Below are 26926 nucleotides of genomic sequence, written 5' to 3' on the forward strand. Positions count from 1 at the left end.
TCGAAGCACGCATCGAACGCAACGCGACTGAACGGGGTTTCAAGCGATGGAACGCATTCCGATTCTCACGATGGGCAGGCTCCTGCTCGTCACCATTCAGGTCGACATGCACGACCGGCTCGCGCTCGCGCTGCAGGACGATCTGACGAGCCGCATCGTGAAAGACGGCGCGCGCGGCGTCCTGATCGACATTTCCTCGCTCGACGTGGTCGATTCGTTCATCGGACGCATGATCGGCAACACGGCCGCCATGGCGCGCGTGCTCGATGCCGAGACGGTCGTCGTCGGCATGCAGCCTTCGGTCGCGATCACGCTCGTCGAACTCGGCCTCACGCTTTCGGGCGTACGCACGGCGCTGAACGTGGAGAAGGGCATGGCGCTCCTTTCGAAGGGCGGCACGGCCTGACGGCCGCATGCACACGACTCCATGACGATCTTCAATTCCACAGCCGCGCCGACGTCCTCGTCGCCGCCCGACACGCTGCCGATCCGCAACGACGAGCAGATCGTGCGGCTGCGCCAGTTCGTGCGCGAGAAGGCGGTCTCGCAGGGCCTGTCTCTCATCGACCAGACGAAGTTCGTGACGGCGGCGAGCGAGCTGGCACGCAACACGCTCATCTACGGCGGCGGCGGCGACGTGCATTGCTATCTCGTCGAGCGTAACGGCCGCCGTGGCCTCAAGCTCGAATTCGTCGACAATGGTCCGGGCATTCAGGATATCCCGCGCGCGCTCTCCGACGGATTCACGTCGGGCAGCGGCCTCGGGCTCGGGCTTGGCGGCGCCAAACGCCTGTGCGACGAATTCGACATCCGCTCCGCGCCGGGCGAAGGCACGCACGTCTCGATCACAAAATGGAAACCGTTCTGAAGGAATCGATGGCCGCGCAGCAGCGCTACGAGATCGCCGAGGCGAGCCAGATCGCCTATGCGCGGCGTTCTATCGGCGAACTCGCGCGCGGGCTCGGTTTCAATGAGACGGCCGCGGGCGAGCTCGCGATCGTCGTCACCGAATGCGGCACGAATCTGCTGAAGCATGCACAGCGCGGCGAATTGCTCGTGCGTCCGCTCGTCGACAGGGGCGCCGGCGCGACTTTGCGCTACGGCATCGAAGTGCTGTGCATCGACAACGGGCCGGGCATTTACGATCTGCATCGCTGTTTCGAGGACGGCTACACGACGGCGGGCAGTCCCGGCAACGGCATGGGCGCGATCGAGCGTCTTTCCGACGAACTCGACATCTGGAGCGCGCCGCAACGCGGCACGGTGTTGCGCGCCGTGTTCTGGAACGCGCCGGGCGCGGCGAACACGCGTGCGCCGCAACTGACATACGGCGTCGTGAACCTGCCGCTGCAAACCGGAACCGTATCCGGCGATGCATGGTCCGTCTACGCGCATGACGGCGAATTCACCGTGCTCGTCGCCGATGGCCTCGGTCACGGACCGCTCGCCAATGTCGCGGCGATCGAGGCGGCCAAAGCGCTCGCCGCGAACGGCGACCAGGCGCTCGATCGCATCATGGAGGCCGCCAACGAGGCGCTGCGCCCGACGCGCGGCGCGGCGGTCGGCATCGCGCGCATGCCGGCGTTCGCCTCGATGCCGGGCATGGCGGTGAGCTTCGCGGGCATCGGCAATATTTCGGCGAGCGTGTGGACCGAAGGCACGCACAAGCATCTCGTCTCGCACAGCGGCATCGTCGGGCATGCGGCGCGGCGCGCGCAGATCTTCGACGTGCCGTATCCGCCGAACGCGCTCGTCGTGCTGCATTCGGACGGGCTCACGTCGCGCTGGGATCTCGCGCGCTATCCGGGCCTCGCGATGCGGCACCCGGCGCTCGTCGCGGCGGTGCTGTATCGCGACTTCGCGCGCGGCCGCGACGACATCACCGTGTTCGTGGCCCGCGCAGCCGGGAGCGCAGGATGACGCAACCGCTCTACACGATGCGGATCGATCACGAGCGCGATATCGTCGCGGTCCGCGTGAAGGCGCGCGATGCGAGCGCGGCGCTCGGCTTCTCGCCGCAGGATCAGACGCGCATTTCCACGTCCGTGCTCGAAGCCGCGCGCACCGTGCTAATCGCGGGGCAGGCGGCGCGCGCGGAATTTCTCGTCGATAACGCCGCGCGCCCGCCGCGCTTCGTCGTGCGTTTTCTGGCGGGCGGCGGTGCGGGCGAGCGTCTGCGCGCCATGCGCCACGACGACTCGCAAGCCGCGCTGGGCCTGCTCGCGGCGCAACGTCTGATGGATCAATGCGCGATCGCCGACGAAGCCGATGGCGACACCTCGATCTCGCTCGCGAAGGCTTTACCCGATGGCGTGCCGTGCGATGCGCAGGCGGTGAAGAACGCACTCGAGCGTCAGCCGAGCGAAGACACGGCGGCGGAATTGCAGCGCCAGAATCGCGAGCTGATCGCCGCGCTCGCGGATCTGCGCGAACGTCAGGAGGAGCTCACGCGTCTTACGCGCGAACTCGAGGACACCAATCGCGGCGTCGTCGCGCTTTATGCGGAGCTGGATGCGCGCGCCGATCATCTGCGCCGCGCGGACGAATCGAAATCGCGCTTTCTGTCGAACATGAGCCACGAGTTCCGCACGCCGCTGTCGTCGATCCGCGCGCTCTCGAAACTCTTGCTCGAACGTATCGACGGCGATCTGACGGAAGAGCAGGAAAAGCAGGTGCGCTTCATCCGCAAGGCGGCGGAGGATTTGTCGGAAACGGTCGACGATCTGCTCGATCTCGCGAAGATCGAAGCGGGCAAGATCGAAGTGCGTCCCGCTGAATTTGAAGTTGATACCCTGTTTTCGGCGCTGCGCGGCATGTTGCGGCCGCTGTCGCCGGGCGGCGCGGTGGAACTCGTGTTCGAATCGTGCGAAGGCCTGCCGCCCATTCATACCGATGAAGCCAAGGTCGCGCAGGTGCTGCGCAACTTCGTATCGAATGCGCTCAAGTTCACCGAGCGCGGCGAAGTGCGCGTCGCGGCGAGCTATGACGACGCGCGCCGGCTCATCACGTTTTCCGTCAGCGATACGGGCATCGGCATCGCGCCGGAGCATCAGCAGGTCGTCTTCGAAGAGTTCGGGCAAGTCGAAAACCGCCTTCAGCAATACGTGAAGGGTACGGGCCTCGGCCTGCCGCTGTGCCGCAAGCTGTGCAAGCTGCTCGGCGGCGATGTGTCGCTCGCGAGCGAACCCGGGCGCGGCTCGACTTTCAGCGCGACGATTCCCGCGCATTACGGCGCGGACGTCGACGCCGCGCATCACGCCGCGAGCGATACGCGGCCCGCCGTGCTGATCGTCGCGAGCAATCCGATCGAGCGGCTCGACTGCGAGGCCGCGCTGCGCGCTTCGCCGTATCGCCCGATGAGCGCCGCGACGCTCGACGAAGCGAGCCGCCTGCTCGCGCGCACGCAGCCCGCCGCGTTGCTGCTCGCCGTGCGGCCCGCGCCGTCGGAAGCGTGGATCTGGCTCGCCGCGTTGCGCGCGCAGGCCGCGACGCGCAGCATTCCGATCGTGGTGCTCGGCGAGGACGAGGATCGCAATGAAGCGCGGGCGCTGGGCGCGACCGCGTTCGTTGAAAAGCCGGCGGGCGGTGGCGAGCTGCCGGGCGTGCTGGATGCGGTGACGGGCGAGGGACGAGCATCATGAGAAGCGACTGGAACGAGGTGCTGATCCTCAACGTCGACGACAACGACGGCGCGCGCTATGCGAAAACGCGCATCCTGTCGCGCGCGGGCTTCAACGTGATCGAAGCGCCGACGGGCACGGCCGCGCTCGAACGCGTGCGCGCCGAAGCGCCCGATCTCGTGCTGCTCGACGTGAAGCTGCCCGACATCAACGGGCTCGAAGTGTGCAGGCAGATCAAGGCATCGCCGGAGACGTCGGGCACGCTCGTGCTGCAGACATCGGCGGCGGCGGTGCATAGTCTCGATCGCATTCGCGGTCTCGAAGGCGGCGCGGATAGCTATTTGACCGAGCCCGTCGAACCCGCGGAACTGATCGCGCATGTGCGCGCGTTGCTGCGCGTGCGGCTCGCGGAAAATGCGCTGCGCGAGAGCGAGGAGCGCTTTCGCCAGCTTGCCGGGAATATCGACGACGTGTTCTGGATGCTCGATCCGGCATCCAACGAACTGCTCTATGTGAGCCCCGCTTACGCGCATCTCTTCGATACCGGCGGCGGCGCGCCCGCGCCCCTGCCTGGCCCCGATCACTGGTCCGGCGACATTCTTCCCCTCGATCGCGATCATGTCGCCGAGGCGTATCGGCAACTGCTCGCGAACGGCACGCCGTATCAGGTCGAATATCGCATCGTGCGCGCGAGCGGCGGGCCGCGCTGGGTCGCGGAGCGCGCGTTTCCGGTTCACGGCGCGGCGGGTCATCCGGCGCGGCCGTATCGCATCGCGGGCATCGTCAACGATATCTCCGAGCGCAAGGCCGCCGAGCTGCTGTTGCGCGAAGCGGACCGCCGCAAGGACGAGTTTCTCGCGATGCTCGCGCATGAATTGCGCAATCCGCTCGCGCCGATCCGCAATGCGGTCGATCTGCTCGATCCGGATCGCGAGCCGTCCGTGCAGCACTTCGCGACGGTGCGCGCGATCATCGACAGACAGGTGCGGCATTTGAGCCGGCTCGTCGACGATCTGCTCGACGTTGCGCGCATCACGCAGGGCAAGATCACGCTGCGCCAGGAAACGGTCGATCTCGCGGCGGCGCTCGCGGCGGCCATCGAGACCGTGCAGCCCGCGCTCGAACGAAAGCGGCACGCGTTGACGGTGAAGCTGCCGGATGCGCCGCTCTACATCGTCGGCGACAGCGTGCGGCTCGCGCAGGTGTTCGGCAATCTGCTGTCGAATGCGTCGAAGTACAGCGTCGAGGAAGGCGAGATCGCCATCGAAACGGAACAGTTCGGCGATGAGGTGCGTATCGTCGTGCGCGACAAGGGCATCGGCATCGCGTCCGACATGCTGCCGCACATCTTCGATCTGTTCGTGCAATCGGAGACATCGCTCGAACGATCGGAGGGCGGGCTCGGCATCGGCTTGCCGCTGGCGAAGACGCTCGTCGAGTTGCAGGGCGGACGCATCGAAGCATTCTCGGCGGGGGCGCAGGCGGGCAGCGAGTTCGTCGTGTGGCTGCCGCTCGCGAAGGATGCGCAAGTGGCCACGCAAGGCGCGCCGGCAACGCCCGCGACCGTCAACGCGGGCAAGCGCGTGCTGCTCGTCGATGACAGCGTCGACGCGGCCACCGCGATGGCGCTGCTGCTCGAGGCCGACGGCTTCGACGTTCGCACGGCGCACGATGCAACCGAAGCGCTCGCGGTCTCCGACACCTTCATGCCGCAGATCGTGCTGCTCGATATCGGCTTGCCGGGCATGGACGGATACCGGCTCGCGGCCGAGATGCGCGCGCGTCCCGCAACCGCCGATGCCTTGCTGATCGCCGTGACGGGATACGGGCAGGCGCATGATCGTCAGCGCTCGAAGGAAGCGGGCTTCGATCATCATCTCGTGAAGCCGGTGGCGTTCGCGGAGATTCAAAGGGCGGTGTCGGGAAAGTTCGCCTGAGGGCGGAGCCGAAAAATCTGAATTGCCGATGGAAATGGCGTAATCGCGCGCCGATTGCGGCACACTCCGCCGGAAACAAATCAGAACGGATTCCGGTTCCCATGACATCCTCACCGCTCGTCACCGTCGTCATGCCCGCGTTCAACGCGCAGGCCTTCATCGGCGAAGCAATCGCTTCGATTCGCGCTCAAACGCTCGAAGACTGGGAGCTCATCGTCGTGGACGATGGCTCGATCGATCAGACGTTCGCCGTCGCGCAGCAGGCAGCGGGCGACGACAGCCGCGTGCGCCTCATACGCTTCGGCCGGAACGAGGGCATCAGCGCCGCTTCGAATGCGGGTTTCGACGCGGCGCGCGGCGAGTTCATCGCGCGCATCGACTCGGACGACCGGGCGCTGCCGACGAGGCTCGCCGCGCAAGTCGCCGCTTTCCGCGAGTGCGCGCGCCTTGCCGCTTGCGGCGGCCATGCGCGCTTGTTCGGCGATGGTATTGCGAACGACACTTATGGGCTTTGCACGCTCGGCGACGGCGCTCTGAAGGCCCGGCTTTTCGAAGGCTTCAACACCATCGGCGGCGCAATGCTCATGGTGCGCCGTTCGTTCGTCCGCGAGCATCGCATCCGGTTCGACGTGCAGATGGCGAGCGCCGAAGACCTGAACTACCTCGTCGCGATCATGGTGGCCGGCGGCGAGATCGGCAATGTCGATGAAGTCCTCGTCGAGGTCAGGTCGCACCGAACCAGTTTCACCAGAAGCCGGGAAGATCTGGCGGGCCCGGCGATGAAAGGCCTCCGCAAACGTCTTTTGGCGCTCTGGTACCCGAGCCTCGATCCGCGCGACATCGATCTCATCGTTGGCATGTGGTTCGGCCTGGAAGTCGGCACCGACGAATTGCTCGCCGTCGTGCGCGCGGTCGACAGACTCATTGCTGCCGACGCGAAGGACTTCGGGCAAGACGTGTCCGTGCTTCATGATCTCATCGTCAGGCGCTTGGTCGCGGTGGTCGACTTCTTTCGAGGCGCATTCGATGCGTCCCATTTTCAGGCAATCCGCGTGTTGGCCGCTCCGGCCATCGGCGTCGCGCTCGATGCGGCCCGTCTTTCGCACGAAGCGGTCTGAGGCGTCGCTCCGCGTTTTCACCTAGCAATTCAAGGTTGACTCGCGTGCTCACGCGTCCGACACTTTAGCCATGCAAGTGTGATCACAGGTCACACCAATCGAAAGCATCGCAGCAGCCGAACGAAAGAACGGAGGCAAAAGTTGGCGACACGCTCGACGACGGACTTACCCGCGCTCGAATTAGTTGCACGCGAAACCATGGCCGGTCGCGTTTATGCGCAATTGAGGCAGGCGATCATGACGGGCCGCTTCGCGCCTGGGCAGTTGCTCAGCTTGCGCAGCGTCGCGGAAGCGGTCGGCTCGTCGACCATGCCCGTGCGCGCCGCGCTCACGCGCTTGCAGGCGGAAGGCGCATTGATCGACGGTCCCGGCCGCGCGCTGATGGTTCCGCCGATGACGCTCGAACTCCTCGATGAGTTGCGGGACGTTCGCATCGCACTGGAAGGCGCGGTCGCCAAACGCGCGGCGTCGCGCATGACACGCGCGCATCTCGACGCGCTGCAGGCCATCTTCGACACGATGGACGCACACGTCGAAGCGGGCGACGTGCCCGCGTATCTGCGCAGCAACTTCGAATTTCATATCGCCATTTACACGCACGGCGCGAGCGATCTCACGCTCGCGACCATCCAGAACCTCTGGATGCGCATCGGCCCGTTCCTGAATCTCGTCGCGCCCGACATTCCGCATATGCGCCGTTCGATGGCGGCGCATCGTCATATCGTCGAAGCGCTCTGGCGCGGCGATGGCGAAGGCGCGCGCGCCGGCATCGAGGAAGACATCGGCGATGCGGCCGCCGATCTGCAAGAGCGTTTGCAAAGCGGCGAACTAAGCAACAAGGCAAGCGCCTGACACGCATAACAACAACGGAGACATGGATGACGGTTCTTCAGATGCTGAAACCGCACGCGGGATTGCGCGTGCTCATCACGGGCGGCGCATCGGGCATCGGGCTCGTGATAGCGCGCGCGTTCATCGATGCAGGCGCGCGCGTGCACGTCTGCGATGCGAGTCCCGAAGCAATCGACGCATTGGCGAAAGCCGAAGCGAGCGCGGAGTGCAATGCGATCACGTCGACGCTCGCGGACGTAGCGGACAAGGAAGCGGTCGAGCGCGTATTCGTCGATGTGGAACGCGAGCTCGGCGGACTCGATGTGCTCGTGAACAACGCGGGCATCGCGGGGCCGACGGGCGGCATCGACGAGCTCGATGCGAACGAATGGGAACAGACCGTCGATGTGAATCTGAACGCGCAGTTCTACTTCGCGCGCCGCGCGGTGCCGCTCTTGCGCAACGCGAATGGCGGCGGGGCGATCATCGCGCTGTCGTCGGTGGCGGGACGGCTCGGCTACGCGTTTCGCACGCCTTATGCCGCGACGAAGTGGGCCGTCGTCGGCATGACGAAGAGCCTGGCTATCGAGCTCGGGCCGTCGAACATTCGCGTCAATGCGATCCAGCCGGGCATCGTGAAAGGGCCGCGCATCGAGCGCGTGATCGCGGCGCGCGCGAAACAACTGAACGTCTCCTATGAAGAGATGGAGAAGCAATATCTCGCGAAGATTTCGCTGCGCCGCATGACGACGCCCGAGGAAGTCGCGGCCACGGCGCTCTTCCTGTGCTCGCCCGCGGGCAGCGGCATCTCGGGACAGGCGATCTCCGTCTGCGGCAACGTCGAAGTCCTTTAATAGAACGAGGAGCACATGGCAACGAAACGCAAGGTCATCATCACCTGCGCGCCGACGGGCGCGATCCATACGCCTTCGATGTCGCCGTATCTTCCGCTCACGCCGCAGCAGATCGGCGATGCCGCGCTCGCGGCTGCAAAGGAAGGCGCCGCGATCCTGCATCTTCATGCACGCGACCCGAACGATGGTCATCCGACGCAGGATCCCGCCGTGTTTCAGGAGTTTCTGCCGCGCATCAAGGCGGAAACCGATGCGGTCATCAACATCACGACGGGCGGCAGCCCGCACATGACCGTCGCGGAGCGATTGAAGCCCGCGCATCACTTCAAGCCGGAAGTGGCGTCGCTCAACATGGGATCGATGAACTTCGGCCTGTATCCGATGCTCGATCGCTTCAAGGAATTCAAGTACGAGTGGGAGCGCAAGCATCTGGAAAACAGCCGCGATCTCGTGTTCAAGAACACGTTCGCGGATATCGAATACATCCTCACGTCGTGCAGCGATAACGGTACGCGCTTCGAGCATGAGTGCTACGACATCTCGCACCTGTACAACCTCGCGCACTTCGTCGATCGCGGGCTCGTCAAGCCGCCGTTCTTCGTGCAGAGCGTTTTTGGCTTGCTCGGTGGCATCGGGCCGCATCCCGAAGATCTGGCGCATATGAAGCGCACGGCGGATCGTCTCTTCGGCGACGACTATGTATGGTCGATTCTCGGCGCGGGACGTCATCAGATTCCGCTCGGCTCGATGGGCGTCGCGCAGGGATCGAACGTGCGTGTCGGCCTCGAAGACTCGTTGTGGATCGAGCCGGGCAAGCTCGCCGAATCGAGCGCGGCGCAGGTGAAGAAGATTCGCCAGGTGATCGAAGGACTGTCGCTCGATATCGCGACGCCCGCCGAAGCACGCGAGATGCTCAAGCTCAAAGGCGCGAGCGATACCAACTTCTGATAGCGGAGGGCATCGTGAGCACGAAGCTGAAGGTAGTCGCGATGCCGACGGGCTGGCTCACCGTCGATCGCTCATCGCAAGTGTATGGCCGCTACTTCGGCCAGCAGATGAAGGTGCCCGTATGGTCGACGGCGATTGTCGGCGCGCAGAAGAAGATCGTCGTCGATACGGGCATACACGATCCAGGCTGGGTGTCGAACTTCGTGTGCCCATGCGATCAGGCGCCGGAGGAAAAGCTCGAACGCGCGTTGAAGGAGTATGTCGGCTGGAGCGCGGACGAGGTCGATATCGTCATCAACACGCATCTGCATTACGACCATTCCGGCGGCAACACGCTTTTCAAGAATGCGCGCTTCATCGTGCAGGCGGCCGAGTGGGAATACGCGGGTCATCCGCTGCCGACGCAGGCCACGTATTACCAGGAGTTTCTGATCGGCCGCGAGCCGCTCGCGTATTTTCGCTGGCAGTTCGTGAACGGCGTGACCGATATCGTGCCCGGCGTGCGCGTCGTGCCGACGCCGGGTCATACGCCGGGGCATCAGTCCGTCGCGGTCGACACGGAAGAAGGTGTCGTGCTGATCGCCGGCGATTGCGCGAACTGCATGGAGAACATCGTCGATCTCGTTCCAGTGGGCATCGTGCATGAAACGCTGGCGGAGATCGGCTCGTTGTCGCGCATCCGTCAGATCGCCGATTTCGTCATACCCGGACACGACCCGAATGTCGTGCCCGGCAGCGCGGGCATCGCTCTGCCCGCGAGCGCTCGTCTGCCGCACATCCGAAGTTAGAAGCGCCCGCTTCATAACCATACGAATACCGGAGGAAGACATGAAAGCATTGACGCAGTCGATTCGTCATGCGGGACGGGCAGCGCTCGGCCTCGCGTTCGCGGCGGCGCTCGCCGTATCGGGCACGGCGCACGCGGCCGGCAAATACAAGATCTTTTTGTCGATGAGCTATGTCGGCAACGACTGGCAAACCGAAGCCGCGAACATGGTCAAGGCGATGGCCAATACGCCGGGGCTGAAAGACAAGGTCGATCTCGAAGTGCAGGTCGCGGGCACCGATGCGCAGAAGCAGATTCAGCAGATCAACTCGATGGTGCAGGCGGGCGCGAAGGCCATCGTCATCTATCCGATCTCGCCGACGGCGCTCAATCGCGCGATCAAGAACGCGTGCTCGAAGGGCGTCGTCGTCGCGGCGTATGACGGAGAAGTCACCGAGCCGTGCGCGCATAACGTGACGATCGATCAGCATCAGGCGGGCACCGTCACCGCGGAATGGCTCGCGAAGACCATCAACGGCAAGGGCAATGTCGTGATGATCACGGGCGTGCCGGGCACGTCGGTCGATCGCGCACGCACCGAGGCGGCGAAGGCCGTGTTCGCGAAGTATCCGGACATCAAGATCGTCGCGGAAGGAACGGGCATGTGGAGTCAGGCGACCGCGAAGACCGAGCTTTCGAAGATTCTCGCGACGAACAGCTGGGACAAGATCGACGGCCTGTGGATGCAGGTCGGCTGCTTCACGGCGGCGTCGATGCAGCTCGAAGCGGGCATTGCCGACGACAAGATCAAGCCGTGCGCGGGCGAATCGTCTAACGGCCATCGCGTGCAGATGCTGCCGCCGGGCGAAGTGAAGGGACAGGGCGGTTATCGCTCGATCGGCTATCGCTCGATCTCTTACGGCGCGCCTCCGTACTCGGGCGCGATGGCGCTCAAGATGGCCGTGAAGAAGCTCGACGGCGGCGACTTTCCGGCGCGCGTGACGCTCAAGCTGCCGCTTGTGCTGACCTCGGAATCGAAGCTGTGCAAGACGGGCAGCATCGACGAACTGAAGGCGGGCTGCACCGCGTTCCCGCCGGACAAGGTGCCGCCGGGCTGGTTCGCGGACATCTACTCCGAAGAGACGAAGGAAGTCGGCTTCAATGCGGCCTTGACGGGCAATCAGGACTGAGGCGGCGCGATGAACGACGCATCATTGGCGATCGATCTGTCGAACGTGACGAAGCGCTTCGGCGCGACCGTCGCGCTCGATGGCGCGTCGTTCTCGGTGAAGCGCGGCGCGGTGCATGCGCTGCTCGGCGAGAACGGCGCCGGAAAGTCCACCACGGTCAAGCTGCTGTCCGGATTGATGCAGCCGGATGCGGGCAGCATCCGCGTAATGGGCAGCGACGTGACGATGAAGAGCCCGAAGGACGCGCATCGCGCGGGCGTGCAGACGGCGTTTCAGGAGATGACGCTCGTGCGCGATCTCACGGTCGCGCAGAACCTATTGATGTCGTACGAGCCGACGGGTTTTCTCGGGCGCATCAGAAAGCGCGACGCGCAGCGGCAAGCAGCGGAATGGCTCGACAGGCTCGAACTGTCCGATGTGCGTCCCGGCGCTTATATTCGCGATCTTTCGTTGCCGGTGCGGCAGAAGATCGAGATTGCGAAGGCCATCGTGCGCAAGCCGAAAGTGCTGTTGCTCGACGAACCGACGTCCGCGCTGTCGGGACGCGATGTCGCGTGGCTCTCACGGCGCATCGACGAACTGAAGGCGAGCGGCGTGACTTTCGTGTTCATCTCGCATCGCATGCAGGAAGTGCGCGAGTTCTGCGACAGCCTCACGGTGTATCGCAATGGCCGAGATGTGGGCGCGTTCGACGCTGCTGATATATCGGATGACGAAGTAATTCGACTCGTCATCGGGCGTTCGATGGAGGCGAAGTATCCGCCTAAGACCACGACGGTACGAAGCGACGCGACGCCGGCGATCGAGACGCGCAACGTTCGCGTCGATGGCGTCGTCGCCGATTTCGATCTCGCCGTGAAGCCGGGCGAAGTGCACGGCATCGCAGCGCTGCAGGGCATGGGGCAACGCGAGCTGTTCGAGGCGCTGTTCGGTGCCACTTACATCGACGATGGCGAGATTCGCATCGACGGTAAACCGGTGACGCTGACATCGACGGCGGATTCGCTGAAGGCCGGCGTATCGACTAGCTTTCTGCCCGAAGACCGCAAGACCGAAGGCCTGTTCCTGCGCTTGCCCGGCGGCGAGAATGTGTCGCTTCCCGTGATCGGCCGCTATGCGCGCTTCGGCCTCATCGATCGCAAGCGCGAGCAGGCCGCGATTCGTCGCTCGCTTGCGCAGATGGAGGTGAATCCGCGCGCGCTGTACAAGCCGTGTCTGTCGTTCTCCGGCGGCAATCAGCAGAAGATCGCGATGGCCAAGTGGCTGCTCACGCAAAGCCGCGTGTGGCTCATGTTCGATCCGACGCGCGGCATCGACGTCGGCACCAAGCATCAGATCTTCGTGCTGATGCGTGCATTCGCCGCGGCGGGTGGCTCCGTGCTTTTCTATTCGACGGACGTGCCCGAGCTCGTCAACGTGTGCGACCGCGTGTCGGTGATGTATCGCGGACGCAACGCCGGCGAGTTGAGCGGCGACGCGCTGACCGAAGAAAACGTGATGCGCAAGATGCTTTCCAGTTGAGAGGTTGCTCATGAAGATAGCCGTTGCGTCGCCCGAAAGCGAGGTCGTGCGGCCGGGCGCACGCGTGGGATTTGGCGCGCGCATCGATCATCATCGCGGACTCATCATCGCGATCAGTGCGTTGCTTGCGATGCTCGCCGGATGGGTTTCGCTGTCCGCGACACCTGTCGGGCTCTACGACATCGGATCGGTAATTTCGAGCGCAACTACACTCGCGCTCGCGGCGATCGGGCAGACCATCGTCGTGCTGTCGGGCGGATTCGATCTGTCGGCCTCGGCGGTCGTGTCGCTCGCGAACGTACTTGCCGTGCGCTTCGTGCAAGGATCGCCCGTCGAACAATGGGGCGGCGCCGCGCTGATTCTGGCGATCGGCGGCGGCATCGGCCTCGTCAACGGCGCGCTGATCGCATGGTTTCGCTTGCAATCGATCGTCGTCACGCTCGCGACGATGTTCATGGTGCAAGGCTTGACGCTGCTGATTCAGAACAAGCCGGGCGGCAGCGTCGGCGATCAGTTCGGCGCGGTGCTCACCGCCGATCTCATCCCCGACAAGATGCCGATGTCGGCGGGCTTGCTGATTCTTGCGCTGTTGATCTGGTCGTTCATCAAGCGCACGCGTTACGGCGTGGGTCTGTACGCGTTAGGCAGCGATGCCGACGGCGCGTATGCGAACGGCATGCCGGTCACGCGCTACCGCATCGCGACGTATGCGCTCGCTGGCATGTTCTACGCGGCGGCGGGTCTGTATGTATCGGCACAGACGGGCTCGGCCGATCCGCTCGTCGGCCGTCCGCTGCTGCTCTCGATGTTCACGGCCGTCGTGCTCGGCGGCACGTTGCTCGGCGGCGGACGTGGCGGCTGCGTCGGCACCGTGTTCGCAGCAATGACGCTGATGATCACCGTGAACATTCTGCTCGTGCTGAACGTATCGGCGTTCTTCACGACGATAGCCGAAGCGGTGATCCTGATTCTCGCGGTGCTCGGTTCGTCGATCGGCAAGCAATCGGCGGCGCATGAATGCGCGCGTCACGCGGCGCAGTGGCTCAAGGCGGTGCGAACGGGCACGCGCGCACGCGACGACAAGCATGCGCGGCGCGTTGCGTTCGAAGTCGACGATTATCGTCCGGTTGAAAACACGGAGCTGAAGGGACGACCGATCGCCGACTGGATCGAGCGCAATCGCGAATGGGTCAAGTATGTGGTGCCGGCTTATCTGCTGTTCTTCGCGGTGGTCGTCATCACGGGCTTTGTCTATGGGCCGGGCGTGCTCGTCAGCGCGAACTTCTATAGCAGCCTGCTCACGCTGACCTTGTTTCTCGCGATACTCGGCCTCGGCCAGGGCGCGGTGATCCTGACGGGCGGACTCGACTTGTCGATGCCCTGGCTCATCACGCTGTCGGGCGTGTTGCTGACCGGACTCACGCACGGCGTGAACGGCGCGGCCGCGTGGGCGGTGCCGATGGTGCTGCTGGTCGGCCTGCTCGTCGGCGTGTTCAATGGCGTGGGCGTCGTGATGCTCGGCTTGCCGCCGATCGTCGTCACGCTTGCGGCGAACGGTTTGCTGCAAGGCCTCACGCTGATCTATTGCAATGGCTCGCCACAAGGATGGTCGCCGTCGACGATCAGCGAATTCACCAACGGACGCTTCGGTCCGCTGTCGATCGCGGCGTGGAGCGTGCCGGTGTTTCTCGTCATCGCGTTGCTGCTCCTGCATCGCACGCCGTTTGGGCGGCGCGTGTATGCGGTCGGCAATTCGCCGGTCGCGGCGAAGCTGTCGGGCGTGCGCGTGGGCACGACGCTCATCGCCGTGTATTGCCTTTCGGGTTTGTGCTCCGCGATCGTCGGCCTGTTGCTCGCGGGGTTCAGCTCGCAAGCTTTTCTCGGCATGGGCGATCCGTATCTGCTGCCGTCGATTGCAGTGGTTGTCGTCGGTGGCGCATTGATTACCGGTGGACGCGGGCACTATCTCGGCGTGTTCGGCGGCGCGCTGCTGCTTACGGCGCTCGGGACGTTGCTTGCGGGAACCACGGTGCCGCCCGCGGTGCGCGACATCATCAACGGACTCGTCGTGCTGGCGGCTGTCATCACGCTGCGGGACAAGAAGGGCTAAACCAACTCGAACGAGGACCAGATGCAGATGCAAGCGAACAACATTGCGGTGATCGGTTCGGGCCGTATCGGCCGCGCGTGGGCGATCGTCTTTGCGAAGAGCGGCTTCAACGTCACGATCCACGATGCATCGAAGGACATGCTCGGCGGCGCGATTCCCGCGATCCGCGAAAGCGTCGAGGATCTGGCGTCGTTCGATCTGATCGATGAAGCCGTCGATGCGATCGTGGCCCGCATCACCGCATGCGAACATCTCGCCGATGCTGTCGCCGACGCGGATCTCGTGCAGGAGAACATCGCGGAAGTGGTGGAAGCGAAGCGTGCGTTGTTCATCGAACTGGACCGCCTCACGAAGCCTGACGCGATTCTGGCGAGTTCGACATCGGGATTGCCTGCATCGACCTTCACGGAAGGCATCGCAGGCCGCGCACGCTGTCTCGTCGCGCATCCGGTGAATCCGCCGTCGCTGGTGCCGCTCGTCGAGTTGTGCGGCGCGCCGTGGACCTCGCAGGACACGATGGAACGCGCACGCGCCATCTACGAAGGAGCGAAGCAAAAGCCCGTCACCGTGAATCGCGAGATCTCGGGCTTTCTGCTCAATCGTCTGCAAGGCGCGTTGCTCGACGAAGCGTTGAGTCTCTATGAACAAGGTTATGCGAGCGCCGCCGATCTCGACACCGTGATACGCGATGGACTCGCGATGCGCTGGTCGTTCATGGGCCCGTTCGAAACGATCGACCTCAACGCGCCCGGTGGCGTGGCCGATTACGCTGCGCGCTACGGCGGCACATACAAGAGCATCGCTGCGGGACGCAAGCCGTTCGACTGGTCCGCCGAGACGCTCGGCAAGCTCGATGCCGAACGGCGCGCGGTGCTGCCCCGCGAGAAGATCGAAGAACGCAGCCGCTGGCGCGATCGGCGTTTGATGGCGCTGCTCGCGCATCGGCGCGATATCGAGGACGGTGAAGCCTGAACAAAGGAGACGACGATGCCCGAAGTACGCTTGCTGGTCGATGCGAACAATCATCTCGGCGAAGGACCGCTATGGGATGTGAAGGAGGAACGGCTCTACTGGATCGACAGCACGGCCGCGGAAATCTATAGCTGCCGTGCTGACGGCGGCGACGTGAAGCGCTATTTCGTGCCGCGTCACATCGGTTCGATGGCGTTGCGCGAGCAGGGCGGCGCGGTGGTCGCGCTCGCGAACGGCCTGCATTTCTACGACTTCGATGCGCAGACCGTGCAGTTCATCGCCGATCCCGAAAGCGACGATCCCGAGACGCGGTTCAATGACGGAAAGGTGGATCGCCGTGGACGCTTCATCGCGGGCACCATGTCCTACGACTTCGACCGCTACGATGCCGATCGCGGCCAGCGCTCGACGCGCAGCGGCGGGCTGTACCGGCTCGATACGAATGGCCAGGTCACGCGGCTCGACAGCGGCATCAGTTGTTCGAACGGCCCATGCTGGGGCCCCGACAACAAGACCTTCTACTTCACCGACACATACAGCAAGGAGATGTACGCCTACGACTACGACATCGAAACGGGCGCGGCGACGAACAAGCGCCTGTTCGCATCGGCGCACGACATGGCCGGCACGTTCGATGGCGCAACCGTCGATGAAGAAGGCTATGTCTGGTCTGCTCTCGTCTTCGGCGGACGCATTCTGCGCTTCGCTCCCGATGGCAAACTCGATCGCGTCGTGCCGTTTCCCGTGCGCAATCTGACGAGCGTGATGTTCGGCGGACCGAGTCTCGACATCCTCTACGTATCGACGATGGGCCGCCCGATGTGGGGCATTCCGCAGAAAGAGCGCGACAAGGGCGGCCTTTTCGCGGTGACGGGCCTCGGCGTGCGCGGCATTCCCGAGCCGCGTTTCGCGGGATAGAGCATGAGCGTTTATCATTCGGGCCTCAGGGTCTCGAACGATATCGCTCGACATGGATACGAACAAGCTCATTGCGTCGCTGCCCGCGCGCATCGACGCGATCATCTCGCGCGGTGCGAAGGCGCATCCCGATCACATCGCGTTGCATGAGGACGCGCGCACGTTGACTTATGCGCAACTCGACGATGCAATCGATGCGCTGGCCGCGCGTCTCGGTGCGGCGGGCGTGCGCGCCGGCGATCGCGTCATGCTGATCGGCGAGAACAGCGTCCTGCTCGTCGCATCGCTTTTTGCCGTGAGCCGTCTCGATGCGTGGGCGCTGATCGTGAATGCGCGATTGTCCGCAGTCGAGCTCGATGTGATCCGCGCGCATGCGAAGCCACGCATCGCGCTCTATACCGTCGATGTTTCCGACGACGCCGCGCATCACGCGCAACGTGACGGCGCTTCGGTCGAATCGCTCGATGCGACGCCGATCGGCGCGTTTGCGTTAAGCGATATCGATGCCGCGTCTGAGCAGGAGCCGCACGGACTGTCATCGGACAGGCAATGCGCGGCGCTCATCTACACGACGGGAACGACCGGCGCGCCGAAGGGCGTGATGCTGTCGCATCGTAATCTGCTGTTCGTCGCGGCAGTATCCAGCACGCTGCGTCGTGTCGGTACCAGCGATCGCGTCTATGCCGTACTGCCGATATCGCATGTGTTCGGTCTTGCGTCCATGTGCCTCGGTTCGCTGTATGCGGGCGCGACGTTGCGTCTTGCGGCGCGTTTCGATCCCGCGCGCGCGGGACGCGTTCTCAGCGATGAACGCATGACGATCTTTCAAGGCGTTCCCGCGATGCATGCGAAGCTGATCGATCATTTCACGCCGCGCGGCGGCCTGAATGCGCCATCGTTGCGCTTCGTCTATTGCGGCGGCTCGCCTCTCGACATGACGCTCAAGGCCGCTGCCGAAGCGTTCTACGGTGTGCCCTTGCATAACGGCTATGGCATGACGGAGAGCAGTCCGACCGTATCGAACACGCTGCTCGATGCACCGGCGCCCGATTCGTCCGTCGGGCCGCTGATTCCAGGCGTCGAGGCGCGCATCGTGCCGCTCGCGCATCAAAGCGACGCCGACGATACCGGCGAACTATGGGTGCGCGGGCCGAACGTGATGCTCGGCTATTACCGCGATGCGGCGCAGACGGCGGCCACGGTGACGGAGGACGGCTGGCTCAAGACGGGCGATCTCGCGCGCTTCGAGAGGGGCAACCTGTATATCGTCGGGCGCAGCAAGGAGTTGATCATCCGCTCGGGTTTCAACGTGTATCCCGCGGAAGTGGAGCAGGCGTTCAACAGTCATCCCGCCGTGCTGCATTCCGCCGTGATCGGACGGAGCGTGCAGGGCAATGAAGACGTGCTTGCGTTCGTCGAATTGAGGCCCGGCTGCACGGCGAGCGAAAGCGAACTCGCGGAGTGGGTCGGCGAGCGGCTCGCGCCCTACAAGCGGCCTTCTTCTATCCGCATACTCGATGCATTGCCGGCGTCCGCGAGCGGCAAGGTGCTCAAGCATCGGCTCGGAAAGCTCGCTAATTAGTTGCGGATGCAACCGGTTTGCTCGCTGCATTCGTGTCTTCGCCTGCGCCCCCCAGCGACTGGAAAAGTGCCGCGGTGTCCGAGAGACGATTGGCGTGCGCGAGCGCGTAATCGAGTTGCGTCTGAAGCGCCTGACGTTGTGTGTCGAGCAGATCGAAGCGGCTCACGCCGCCCGCCGTAAAGCGCGCGCTGGCTGTGTCGAGATTGGCTTGCGCTTCGTTCGCCGCGATCTCGCGCGCGTGCAGGGCATCGGCATCGTTTTGAAGCGCGGTCAGGCTATCGGCGACTTGTTGCAGCGCGTCCAGCACGGTCTGTCGATAGGCTTGCATGGCTGCTTCGTAGGCCGCTTCGGACGATCGCTTCCTCGCGCGCAGCTCGCCGCCATGAAATAGCGGCTGCGTGAGATTCAGGCCGACGTTCCACACGTTGAGGCTATTGAGCATGTCGTGGATGTTCGTGCGCTGGCTTCCCACGCCCGCAGAGAGCGAGAACTTCGGATAGAGGTCGGCAGTCGCCACGCCGACGTTCGCGCTCGCCCGATGCAGCAACGCTTCCGATGCGCGGATGTCGGGTCGTTCGCGTGCGAGCGTCGAGGGCAAGGTCAGCGGAACGTTGCCCGGAACATGAAGCGAGTCGAGCGTGATGGCATCGAAGTCGGCCTTGGATGGCTCGACGCCCAGCAACACTGCAAGCCGGTGATCGGCCTGATCGCGTTGCGTAACGAGCGACGGAAGGTTTGCGCGCGTCTGCTCGACGAGCGTGCGCTGGCTGCGCACGTCGAACGGCGCGACGCCGCCCGCCTTCAGGCGGCCTTCCATGATGGACAGTTGACGCATCTGTGCATCGACGAGACCTTCGGTGAGCGTGATCTGATGCTGCAACGAAGCGCGCCGGATCGCGGTGGCAACGACATTGCCCGCGATCGAAAGCCGCGCCGCATCGAGCTCGAACGACTGATAGTCCACTTGCGCACGCAAGGCTTCGAGTACGCGCCGCTCGCCGCCGAAGAAGTCGAGCGTGTAAGACACGCTCACCGAGGCATCATAAAGCGTGAACGGACCCGGACTCGGAATCGGCACGCCGAAGGCAGCAGGATCGACCTTTTGACGCGAGCCGGAGAGCGAGGCATCGAAGACGGGAAAGTATGTCGCGCCCGCCTGCGTGCGATAGTCCTCGCGCGCCTGCACGAGCTTCGCCCGCGCCTCGTCGAGCGTGGGACTGTCGCTCAATGCGCGATCGACGAGACGGTTCAGCGTATCGGAGCCGAACTGCGTCCACCAGCGCGGCAGCGCATGATCGGCCGCGGGAAAGTCCTTTACCGCAACCGGCGTTTTGACATAGGTCTGCGTGTCCGGCGGCGCAGGCGCATGAAAATCGGGGCCGACAGTGCAGCCGCACAACATGAGCGCGCAGAGGGGAAGAATCTTTTTCATCGATGTTTCCCTAGTCGAGCGTGCGCCGATAGAAGCGCAACGCAATGCCCATCACGATGACGGTGAAGAGCGCCATCGGCCACACCGAGGGCCACAGGTCCGCCCAGCCGTTGCCCTTGAGAAGAATGCCGCGAATCAGGCGATTGAAGTACGTGAGCGGCAGCAAATTGCCGATGAACTGCGCCCACGCCGGCATGCCCGCGAACGGAAACATGAAGCCGGAGAGAAGGATGTTCGGCAGGAAATAGAACATGGTGAGCTGCATTGCCTGAAGTTGGTTCTGCGCGAGCGACGACAGCGTGATGCCCACTGTCAGATTCGCGGCGATGAAAAGCAGCGCGGCGAGATAGATCGCGAGCGGATTGCCGACGAGCGGCACATGGAAGACGAAACGCGTGGCCGCGAGAATGATCGACGCCTGAATGAGACCGATGAACACGTAAGGCACGATCTTGCCCGTCATCACTTCGACGGGACGCACGGGCGTGGCAAGGAGGTTTTCCATCGTGCCGCGCTCGCGTTCGCGCGTCATCGCGAGGCCGGTCATCATGACGAGCGTCATCGTGAGAATCACGCCCATCAAGCCGGGCACGACGTTGTATTGCGTGATGCCTTCGGGGTTGTAGAGGTTGTGGACCTGCACGTCGAATGGGGCGGGCGTTGCGTTCAAACGAGCAAGCGGGCCCGTGATGTCCTTGTCGGCAACGGATCGTACGAGCATGGTCAGCGCGTTGCTCGCCTTGCTCACCGCATTCGGATCGGTCGCGTCGGCCTCGACGAGCAGCGCGGGCCGCTCGCCGCGCAACAGCTTGCGAGAGAAGTCGACGGGTATGTTCAGCACGAAAAGCACGCGGCCTTGCGCAAGTGCGCGACGGCCAGCTTCGTCGTCGGGCAGCGTCTCGACGATGTCGAAATAACCGGAGTGCTCCATTGCCGCGATGAAGCTGCGCGAAAACGGACTCTGATCGCCGACGATCACGGCCGTCGGCAGATGCTTCGGGTCGGTGTTGATTGCGTAGCCGAAGAGGGCGAGCTGCACGATAGGCAAGCCGACGATCATGCCGAACGTGATGCGGTCGCGCCGCAATTGCAGGAACTCCTTGATGACGATGCTCCACCAGCGCGTCACGGAGAAGCGCGCGAATATCGCGAGCGGGCCGCGTGCCTTCATGACGTCACCTTGAAGTTGTCGGTCGACCGGCTCATCAGATAGATGAAGACATCTTCGAGTCCGGTTTCGATCGGCTCGGCGCGCGTTGCGCCGTCTTTTGTCGCATCGCGCACGGCCGCCTCGAGCGCGGCGTGATCGCTGCCGCTCACATGCAGCGCAGAGCCGAATACGACGGTCTGATCGATGCCGGGTGTCTTGCGCAAGCGTTCGGAAAGTTCGCTCAAATGCTCGCCGTGAATGCTCCATGTCGCGAGGTTTTGCGATGCGATCACTTCGTTCGCGGTGCCTTGCGCAAGCAGCTTGCCATACGCGATATACGCGAGCTTGTGGCATCGCTCGGCTTCATCCATGTAGTGCGTGCTCACCAGCACCGAAATGCCTTTCGCGGCGAGACGATGCAACTCCTCCCAGAAGTCGCGGCGCGCGGTGGGATCCACGCCTGCGGTCGGCTCATCGAGCAGGAGCAGCTTCGGCTCGTGCAGCATGCATGCGGCGAGCGCGAGGCGTTGCTTCCATCCGCCCGAGAGCGAGCCCGTCAGCTGACTCGCGCGGCTCTGCAGACCGAGCGCTTCGAGCGCGCGATCCACGGTTTCGCGGCGATTGCTCATCTGATAGATGCGCGCGACGAAGTCGAGATTCTCGCGAATCGTCAGGTCTTCCCAGTACGAGAAGCGCTGCGTCATATAGCCGACGTTGCGCTTGATCTCTTCGCTTTCGCGCACGATGTCGTAGCCGAGGCACGTACCGCTGCCCGAATCGGGGGTGAGCAGGCCGCACATCAGGCGGATGGATGTTGTCTTGCCGCTGCCGTTCGGGCCGAGAAAGCCGAAGATCTCGCCGCGCGCGACTTGCAGCGATACATCGTTGACGACGTGTTTGTCGCCGAAGTGCTTGTTGAGATTCTGGACGTCGATGACGTATTGCGTGTCCTGCATGCTCGTTACACTCATTGCAACCTCACGCCGACGGGTTGGCCCGGATGCAGCTTCGATGCATCGGCCGGTTGAGGATGCGCTTCGACCATGAACACGAGCTTCGAGCGGTTCTCGTTGCTATAGATGACCGGCGGCGTGTATTCGGCCTGATTCGAGATGTAGGTGATTTTCGCGGGCACGTCTTCCGTGCAGCCGTCGCAATGAATCGATATCGCGCGCCCCGTTGCGAGGCTGCCCACCATTTTTTCCGCAACGAAGAAGCGCACTTTCACGTTCTGCGGCGGCAACATCTGCACGACCGGACTGCCCGCCTGTACCCATTCGCCGACACGATAAAGCGTGTCGTACACGAGCCCGTCCGCAGGCGCCGCAACGCGCTTTTGGTCGACCTTCCATTGCGCCTGAGCGACAAAGGCTTGCGCGGCTGCGACTTGCGCGCGTTGCGCCGCGATCTGTTGAGGACGGCCCGGCAGGCGTGCGATATCGACCTGTTCGGCGAGGTCGCGTACTTGCGCGGCGGCGGCATCCGCATTCGCGCGCGAATCGTCGAGCTGCCCTTTGGCGATGCCGCCCGCGCTGAACTGCGCTTCATCGCGGCTCAGTTGCAGCGCGGCCTTGCGAGCGTTCGCCCGTGCCTGCGCGAGTTGCGCGCGCACCGATGCGACCTCCGGTGCGCGCTTTCCCGTGAGGATGTCCTCGAGTTGCGACTGCGCGGCCGTGAGTTGACGCTGTGCCTGATCGAGGGCGGCGATTTCATCGGCCGATTCGAGCATGAAGGCGCTCGTTCCCGCCTTCAACGTTTGCCCCCGCGCGACGGACAGCGCTGTGAGCTTGCCCGATTGCGACGAGCCGAGGTAGACGAATTCACCTTCCACGTAGCCCTGATAGATATCGCGGTCCTGATGCGAGCACGCCGCGAGCGCCGTGGCGAAAAGCAAGCAGGTCGGGATGGCGGTGATGCGGCTCATGGCGCGCTCCGTGGAAGTATTCGTTACTTGGTTGGTCTACCAAACAATACGTGAGGCGGCTCGTCGGTGTCAAGCAGAGCGGCGGTGGGTCGCACGCGGGTGTGCCAAATCAAGGATAGACGGCGCGAGTAAAAATTACAGGCGGGGCGGATGCGCCGGCGTAAAACGACGCCACGAGCGAAAGTAAGACGAAAGCGCGAGCAGGCATTACGTGTGCTTCGCTGATAGCGACACGAGGCGACTACGACATGGACAATCTTTTGAAGATCGCGCAGGACTGCGGCTTTTCAGTGGTGCTGGAAGGCCGGATCGGCACGCAGGAATACAACAGCGTGAGTGGTCCGCTGCAGGCGTTGGAGAAGTTCGCGGAAGTCATCCGCGATACGGCTTTGCAGGAGCAGCCGCGGCAGGACGAGTGAGCTCGAGTCGCTGTTCGAGAATGGCGTCATTCGGGTGAAAGCGTTTCGCGAATAGATTCGGCGTCCGAATTAAATAACCGCCGACAACCTTTGCGTGTCTCCTGCATTCGAATTACAGTGCGATATTCGTGTGACTGGAATCGACACTGATAAGAACGGAGACGCCAAGATGAATCGAAGAAAGGGACAACGCCTGATTGCGCTGACGATCGGCGCATCTCTAATCGCACCGCTCGACGCGCGAATCGCATTCGCCGATACACCGGGCGATGAAACGATTGCCGTTGCGGGTCTTTCGCAACCGTCGGACATCCTGATCGACCGTTGGGGCGTACCGCACATCTTCGCCGTCAACGATAGCGACGCCTTCTTCGTGCAAGGCTTCAACGCCGCGCGTGACCGCATGTTTCAGATCGATCTGTGGCGCAGACGCGGCCTCGGCGAGCTTTCGGAGGTCTTCGGTCCCGCTTATGTGGAACAGGACAAGGCCACGCGGCTCTTTCTTTATCGCGGCGACATGGCGACCGAATGGCAGCGCTATGGTCCCGATGCGAAGCCTGCCGCGACACGCTACGCAGCCGGCGTGAATGCGTATATCGACTGGCTTGCCGCGCATCCGGACCGCATGCCTTATGAGTTTCGCAAGATCGGCTATTGGCCGGCGAAATGGAGCGCCGACGATATCGTGCGTATTCGCAGCCACGGTCTCACGCGAAATCTCACAAGCGAAGTCGCGCGTGCACGCGTGACGTGCAAGAGCTCGCTCGACGCGGACACCGTGCGTTTCGGACTGCAGCCGCAGTGGAAAGCGCAGACGCCCGCGGGCCTCGATCCCTGCCTTCCCGATGATGTCCTCAAAGTCTTTACGCTCGCAACACAAGGCGTGCGCGTGACGAAGGAGTCGATGAAGAGCACGGATGCATCGACGACGATGATCGCCGCAGCCGAGAATCCCGAGGAAGTGACCGAAGGCAGCAACAACTGGGTGATCGCGCCATCGAAGTCGGCGACGGGCCGCGCGATCATGGCGAACGATCCGCATCGTGCTTATGCCGCGCCGAGCCTTCGCTACATTCAGCAGATCAGCACGCCGACGCTCGATATCATCGGCGCGGGCGAACCTTCGGCGCCAGGCATTTCGATCGGGCATAACGGCTCGATCGCTTATGGACTCACGATCTTCAACATCGATCAGGAAGATCTCTATGTATACGAGTTGAATCCGGCGAATTCGCGGCAGTATCGTTATAAGGGCAAGTGGGAGCCGATGCGCGTCGTGCGTGAACAGATCGCCGTGCGTAATGGCGCTCCCGTCACCGCCGATCTGCTTTACACGCGACACGGTCCTGTGATCTATACGGAAGAAGGCAAGCATCGCGCCTTCGCCGTGCGCACGGCGTGGCTGTCGCCCGGCATGTCGCCGTATTTCGATTCGATGCGCTATATGCGCGCGAAGAATTACGCGCAGTTCAAGGCATCGCTTGCGACATGGGGCGCGCCGACTGTGAATCAGCTCTATGCGGACAAGGATGGAAACATCGGCTGGGTGCCGAGCGGCCTCGCGCCGAAACGCCCGAACTGGGACGGCCTCATGCCCGTGCCCGGCGATGGCCGCTATGAATGGGCGGGCTTCTGGCCGCGCGATGCAATGCCTTCGGTCTATAACCCGGCGCAAGCTTATTTCACCACGTCGAATGAAATGAATCTGCCCGCGGGTTATCCGTATGCGGAGCGCAAGCTCGGCTTCGAATGGACCAACGGGTCGCGGCATCAGCGTATCGACGAAGTGTTGAAATCGCTGCCGAGGGTGTCGATCGAAGACTCCGAGCGCTTGCAGAACGATGACGTTTCGATTCCGGCGCGCAGGCTCGTCGCATTGCTCGCGCCGCTTTCGAGCGATGATGAAGACACACGCGCCGCGCTCGTGATGCTCAAGGACTGGGACGCGCACATGAGCGCGAGTTCGCCGCAAGCCGCGCTCGAAGAAGTATGGTTCTCGCGTCATCTCGGACGCACGTTCAAGGAAGCGGTGTTGCCGAAGGACGCGGCGGCGTCGTTCGGCGCACCCGATACCTCGGTGATGCTCGATTCGCTCGAACATCCCGAGACGCGCTTCGGCGATGAGGCGCTGGCCAAACGCGATGCCGTTCTGCTTTCGAGTCTGCGCGATGCCTATGCGGAGATGCGTCAGCTGCAAGGCGCCGATGCAACCCAGTGGCGTTGGGGCAAGCTGCAAACGAACCTCAACGCGCATCCTCTGGCCGATGTCGTCGATGCGGACATGCGTGCGAAGCTGAACGTCGGGCCGATCGGAAAGGGAGGCAGCGCTTACACGCCGAATCAGTCGACCTATCGCGCGAGCGACTTCCGCGAGACGAACGGACCGTCGTTTCGTGTGGTCGTCGATGTCGGCAACTGGGACAACTCGCGTGCGGTGAATCTGCCTGGCGAATCGGGCGATCCGGATAGCCCGCATTATCGGGATCTCGCGCAGATGTGGCTCGACGGGCAGTACTTCCCGTTGCTGTATTCGCGCTCGGCCGTCGAAGCCGCAACGGAGAAACGCGTGCATCTCGTGCCGGACGCGCATTGAGCACGGGCTGCGTGAGCGCCATTGTTGCGGGAGCGGCAAGGCTTCTTCAACGCGAGCGCCGATGATCTTCACGGCGCTTTGCATCACAATTACGATCGCGGTGGACGGGTGCTGGGTGGCGCCTTGCCGGACTCCTCATCCGGTTCGTCCTCCGCGCTTCCTTCCTTTTTCTTCTTATAGAGTCTGATTCGACGCGGGAATAGATCGCTGCGTACCCGGGTTAACCAATCGAAGCCTCTACGCTTGAAACCTAGGTCGAGTGAGTCGAAGCCGCGCAAGGGCCCTGTGCGTTCGATGAGGTCGTGGATCGCGTGCGATCCGGTCAACCTTTTCTGTCGGAGTGAACATCATGAACGCCATCGCCAAAATCGTCGTGTCCGTCGCCGTGGTCGCTGCACCCACGTTCGTTTTCGCGCAGAGCCAGAACGCCCCTCTGACGCGCGAACAAGTCAAGGCCGAGCTTGTTCAGCTCGAACAGGCGGGGTATTCGCCGGCCACGGGCGAGCAAGCCAACTATCCCTCGGATATTCAGGCGGCGGAAGCGAAGGTCGCCGCGCGGCGGAACACGAACGAAGCGAATGAAGCGTACGGCGGCACCCATGCCGGCGGCGCGGCGTCGGGTTCAGGCGCGATGCGCAAGCCGATGTCGATGAAGCATGGTTCGATGTGGATGTCTACGTCGGATTGCGTCGGGCCCGCGAGTTATTGCACGCTGTTTTTCGGAAGCTGAGTCGTCGGGCTGTTGGTGAGCGCGGGGAGTCGGTCGGGACTTCCCGCGTTTGCATGTCTGGCTATTTGTACGTCCAGCGGCGTTTGGCGGGCGCAGAAAAATAATTTGCGAAAGGGGCTTGCGGAGATGTCATCGGCTCTTCATAATCTCGTTTCTCTGCTGCTGATGCAGCGACGCAAGACAGAAGTTGAAGTAAGGCTTGTCTTGCGATGTGCTCTTTAAAAACTAACAGCCGATAAGTGTGGGCGCTTGATGGCGAGTGCGGCTGGTTCTTCGGAATCGGCAATAGCAAAGGTATCAAGAGTCTCACA

General features: G+C 63.4%; 24 protein-coding genes. 19 read left to right on the forward strand and 5 right to left on the reverse strand.

Going from position 1 to position 26926, the window contains the following annotated elements; genetic code table 11:
* Positions 1 to 46: 46 nt before the first annotated feature.
* The 16 genes from QCE49_RS26295 to QCE49_RS26370 all read left to right on the forward strand — a co-directional run bounded on the left by QCE49_RS26295 (position 47) and on the right by QCE49_RS26370 (position 18367).
* A complete protein-coding gene (locus QCE49_RS26295) occupies positions 47 to 406 on the forward strand; it encodes an STAS domain-containing protein (RefSeq protein WP_008354417.1) in 360 nt (119 codons plus the stop codon).
* 21 nt (positions 407 to 427) lie between these two features.
* Complete coding sequence (locus tag QCE49_RS26300; protein WP_250459730.1) at positions 428 to 868, forward strand: anti-sigma regulatory factor; 441 nt, start codon at positions 428 to 430, stop codon at positions 866 to 868.
* The gene (locus QCE49_RS26305) at positions 853 to 1920 is read left to right on the forward strand and encodes an ATP-binding protein/SpoIIE family protein phosphatase (protein ID WP_309806586.1); all 1068 of its coding nucleotides are present in this window, start codon (positions 853 to 855) and stop codon (positions 1918 to 1920) included. The genes QCE49_RS26300 and QCE49_RS26305 overlap by 16 nt, the downstream gene beginning before the upstream one ends.
* Positions 1917 to 3641, forward strand: a complete 1725-nt coding sequence (locus tag QCE49_RS26310) for an ATP-binding protein (RefSeq protein ID WP_250459732.1) — start codon at positions 1917 to 1919, stop codon at positions 3639 to 3641. The genes QCE49_RS26305 and QCE49_RS26310 overlap by 4 nt, the downstream gene beginning before the upstream one ends.
* Complete coding sequence (locus tag QCE49_RS26315; RefSeq protein ID WP_008354421.1) at positions 3638 to 5557, forward strand: response regulator; 1920 nt, start codon at positions 3638 to 3640, stop codon at positions 5555 to 5557. Before QCE49_RS26310 ends, QCE49_RS26315 begins: the two co-directional genes overlap by 4 nt.
* A 131-nt stretch (positions 5558 to 5688) precedes the next feature.
* The gene (locus QCE49_RS26320; RefSeq protein ID WP_250459771.1) at positions 5689 to 6675 is read left to right on the forward strand and encodes a glycosyltransferase family 2 protein; all 987 of its coding nucleotides are present in this window, start codon (positions 5689 to 5691) and stop codon (positions 6673 to 6675) included.
* A 198-nt stretch (positions 6676 to 6873) separates the two neighbouring features.
* Positions 6874 to 7527 (forward strand): GntR family transcriptional regulator, encoded by a 654-nt coding sequence (locus QCE49_RS26325; RefSeq protein WP_175982872.1) that lies wholly within the window; start codon positions 6874 to 6876, stop codon positions 7525 to 7527.
* Between the two features lie 26 nt (positions 7528 to 7553).
* Positions 7554 to 8360, forward strand: a complete 807-nt coding sequence (locus QCE49_RS26330; RefSeq protein ID WP_008354424.1) for an SDR family oxidoreductase — start codon at positions 7554 to 7556, stop codon at positions 8358 to 8360.
* Between the two features lie 15 nt (positions 8361 to 8375).
* Positions 8376 to 9308: a 3-keto-5-aminohexanoate cleavage protein gene (locus QCE49_RS26335; RefSeq protein WP_008354425.1), complete on the forward strand. Its 933-nt coding sequence runs from the start codon at positions 8376 to 8378 to the stop codon at positions 9306 to 9308.
* 14 nt (positions 9309 to 9322) lie between these two features.
* Positions 9323 to 10096, forward strand: coding sequence for an N-acyl homoserine lactonase family protein (locus tag QCE49_RS26340; RefSeq protein ID WP_008354426.1), 774 nt, complete (start codon positions 9323 to 9325; stop codon positions 10094 to 10096).
* A gap of 40 nt (positions 10097 to 10136) precedes the next feature.
* Complete coding sequence (locus QCE49_RS26345; RefSeq protein WP_008354427.1) at positions 10137 to 11264, forward strand: sugar ABC transporter substrate-binding protein; 1128 nt, start codon at positions 10137 to 10139, stop codon at positions 11262 to 11264.
* A 9-nt stretch (positions 11265 to 11273) separates the two neighbouring features.
* The gene (locus tag QCE49_RS26350) at positions 11274 to 12785 is read left to right on the forward strand and encodes a sugar ABC transporter ATP-binding protein (protein WP_250459734.1); all 1512 of its coding nucleotides are present in this window, start codon (positions 11274 to 11276) and stop codon (positions 12783 to 12785) included.
* A gap of 10 nt (positions 12786 to 12795) precedes the next feature.
* Positions 12796 to 14895: an ABC transporter permease gene (locus QCE49_RS26355; RefSeq protein WP_008354431.1), complete on the forward strand. Its 2100-nt coding sequence runs from the start codon at positions 12796 to 12798 to the stop codon at positions 14893 to 14895.
* A gap of 27 nt (positions 14896 to 14922) precedes the next feature.
* A complete protein-coding gene (locus QCE49_RS26360; protein ID WP_175982877.1) occupies positions 14923 to 15867 on the forward strand; it encodes a 3-hydroxyacyl-CoA dehydrogenase in 945 nt (314 codons plus the stop codon).
* 15 nt (positions 15868 to 15882) lie between these two features.
* Entirely contained in the window at positions 15883 to 16785 is a 903-nt protein-coding gene (locus QCE49_RS26365; RefSeq protein WP_008354435.1) for an SMP-30/gluconolactonase/LRE family protein, read from the forward strand.
* 52 nt (positions 16786 to 16837) lie between these two features.
* Positions 16838 to 18367, forward strand: a complete 1530-nt coding sequence (locus QCE49_RS26370) for a class I adenylate-forming enzyme family protein (RefSeq protein WP_250459744.1) — start codon at positions 16838 to 16840, stop codon at positions 18365 to 18367.
* Here QCE49_RS26370 and QCE49_RS26375 read toward each other — a convergent pair.
* The 4 genes from QCE49_RS26375 to QCE49_RS26390 are packed head-to-tail and all read right to left on the reverse strand — an operon-like array spanning position 18360 to position 22873.
* The gene (locus QCE49_RS26375; protein WP_250459746.1) at positions 18360 to 19799 is read right to left on the reverse strand and encodes an efflux transporter outer membrane subunit; all 1440 of its coding nucleotides are present in this window, start codon (positions 19797 to 19799) and stop codon (positions 18360 to 18362) included. The two genes, QCE49_RS26370 and QCE49_RS26375, sit on opposite strands and share 8 nt — an antisense overlap.
* Before the next feature lie 10 nt (positions 19800 to 19809).
* Positions 19810 to 20970 (reverse strand): ABC transporter permease, encoded by a 1161-nt coding sequence (locus tag QCE49_RS26380; RefSeq protein ID WP_250436103.1) that lies wholly within the window; start codon positions 20968 to 20970, stop codon positions 19810 to 19812.
* The gene (locus QCE49_RS26385) at positions 20967 to 21920 is read right to left on the reverse strand and encodes an ABC transporter ATP-binding protein (RefSeq protein WP_404989950.1); all 954 of its coding nucleotides are present in this window, start codon (positions 21918 to 21920) and stop codon (positions 20967 to 20969) included. The genes QCE49_RS26380 and QCE49_RS26385 overlap by 4 nt, the downstream gene beginning before the upstream one ends.
* Entirely contained in the window at positions 21917 to 22873 is a 957-nt protein-coding gene (locus tag QCE49_RS26390; RefSeq protein WP_250459748.1) for an HlyD family secretion protein, read from the reverse strand. The genes QCE49_RS26385 and QCE49_RS26390 overlap by 4 nt, the downstream gene beginning before the upstream one ends.
* Before the next feature lie 248 nt (positions 22874 to 23121).
* Here QCE49_RS26390 and QCE49_RS26395 point away from each other — a divergent pair, with 248 nt between their 5' ends.
* From QCE49_RS26395 to QCE49_RS26405, 3 genes are all read left to right on the forward strand, one after another.
* Complete coding sequence (locus QCE49_RS26395; RefSeq protein WP_008354446.1) at positions 23122 to 23292, forward strand: hypothetical protein; 171 nt, start codon at positions 23122 to 23124, stop codon at positions 23290 to 23292.
* Between the two features lie 169 nt (positions 23293 to 23461).
* Positions 23462 to 25885 carry a penicillin acylase family protein gene (locus QCE49_RS26400; RefSeq protein WP_250459757.1) on the forward strand — a complete coding sequence of 808 codons (2424 nt, stop codon included), beginning with the start codon at positions 23462 to 23464 and terminating at the stop codon, positions 25883 to 25885.
* A 349-nt stretch (positions 25886 to 26234) separates the two neighbouring features.
* Positions 26235 to 26615, forward strand: a complete 381-nt coding sequence (locus QCE49_RS26405; RefSeq protein ID WP_250440757.1) for a DUF4148 domain-containing protein — start codon at positions 26235 to 26237, stop codon at positions 26613 to 26615.
* A gap of 61 nt (positions 26616 to 26676) precedes the next feature.
* Here QCE49_RS26405 and QCE49_RS26410 read toward each other — a convergent pair.
* On the reverse strand, positions 26677 to 26926 hold a 250-nt coding region (locus QCE49_RS26410; RefSeq protein WP_309806590.1), incomplete at its 5' end, for a hypothetical protein.

Origin of the sequence: Caballeronia sp. LZ008, from assembly GCF_031451435.1 — a bacterium.
Lineage (GTDB): Bacteria > Pseudomonadota > Gammaproteobacteria > Burkholderiales > Burkholderiaceae > Caballeronia > Caballeronia zhejiangensis.

Excerpts from the sequence above, each read along its gene's own strand:
- QCE49_RS26295 (WP_008354417.1), top strand. The coding sequence starts at position 47 with ATGGAACGCATTCCGATTCTCACGATGGGCAGGCTCCTGCTCGTCACC.
- QCE49_RS26300 (WP_250459730.1), top strand. The coding sequence starts at position 428 with ATGACGATCTTCAATTCCACAGCCGCGCCGACGTCCTCGTCGCCGCCC.
- QCE49_RS26305 (WP_309806586.1), top strand. The coding sequence starts at position 853 with ATGGAAACCGTTCTGAAGGAATCGATGGCCGCGCAGCAGCGCTACGAG.
- QCE49_RS26310 (WP_250459732.1), top strand. The coding sequence starts at position 1,917 with ATGACGCAACCGCTCTACACGATGCGGATCGATCACGAGCGCGATATC.
- QCE49_RS26315 (WP_008354421.1), top strand. The coding sequence starts at position 3,638 with ATGAGAAGCGACTGGAACGAGGTGCTGATCCTCAACGTCGACGACAAC.
- QCE49_RS26320 (WP_250459771.1), top strand. The coding sequence starts at position 5,689 with ATGCCCGCGTTCAACGCGCAGGCCTTCATCGGCGAAGCAATCGCTTCG.
- QCE49_RS26325 (WP_175982872.1), top strand. The coding sequence starts at position 6,874 with ATGGCCGGTCGCGTTTATGCGCAATTGAGGCAGGCGATCATGACGGGC.
- QCE49_RS26330 (WP_008354424.1), top strand. The coding sequence starts at position 7,554 with ATGACGGTTCTTCAGATGCTGAAACCGCACGCGGGATTGCGCGTGCTC.
- QCE49_RS26335 (WP_008354425.1), top strand. The coding sequence starts at position 8,376 with ATGGCAACGAAACGCAAGGTCATCATCACCTGCGCGCCGACGGGCGCG.
- QCE49_RS26345 (WP_008354427.1), top strand. The coding sequence starts at position 10,137 with ATGAAAGCATTGACGCAGTCGATTCGTCATGCGGGACGGGCAGCGCTC.
- QCE49_RS26350 (WP_250459734.1), top strand. The coding sequence starts at position 11,274 with ATGAACGACGCATCATTGGCGATCGATCTGTCGAACGTGACGAAGCGC.
- QCE49_RS26355 (WP_008354431.1), top strand. The coding sequence starts at position 12,796 with ATGAAGATAGCCGTTGCGTCGCCCGAAAGCGAGGTCGTGCGGCCGGGC.
- QCE49_RS26360 (WP_175982877.1), top strand. The coding sequence starts at position 14,923 with ATGCAAGCGAACAACATTGCGGTGATCGGTTCGGGCCGTATCGGCCGC.
- QCE49_RS26365 (WP_008354435.1), top strand. The coding sequence starts at position 15,883 with ATGCCCGAAGTACGCTTGCTGGTCGATGCGAACAATCATCTCGGCGAA.
- QCE49_RS26370 (WP_250459744.1), top strand. The coding sequence starts at position 16,838 with ATGGATACGAACAAGCTCATTGCGTCGCTGCCCGCGCGCATCGACGCG.
- QCE49_RS26375 (WP_250459746.1), bottom strand. The coding sequence starts at position 19,799 with ATGAAAAAGATTCTTCCCCTCTGCGCGCTCATGTTGTGCGGCTGCACT.
- QCE49_RS26380 (WP_250436103.1), bottom strand. The coding sequence starts at position 20,970 with ATGAAGGCACGCGGCCCGCTCGCGATATTCGCGCGCTTCTCCGTGACG.
- QCE49_RS26385 (WP_404989950.1), bottom strand. The coding sequence starts at position 21,920 with ATGAGTGTAACGAGCATGCAGGACACGCAATACGTCATCGACGTCCAG.
- QCE49_RS26390 (WP_250459748.1), bottom strand. The coding sequence starts at position 22,873 with ATGAGCCGCATCACCGCCATCCCGACCTGCTTGCTTTTCGCCACGGCG.
- QCE49_RS26395 (WP_008354446.1), top strand. The coding sequence starts at position 23,122 with ATGGACAATCTTTTGAAGATCGCGCAGGACTGCGGCTTTTCAGTGGTG.
- QCE49_RS26400 (WP_250459757.1), top strand. The coding sequence starts at position 23,462 with ATGAATCGAAGAAAGGGACAACGCCTGATTGCGCTGACGATCGGCGCA.
- QCE49_RS26405 (WP_250440757.1), top strand. The coding sequence starts at position 26,235 with ATGAACGCCATCGCCAAAATCGTCGTGTCCGTCGCCGTGGTCGCTGCA.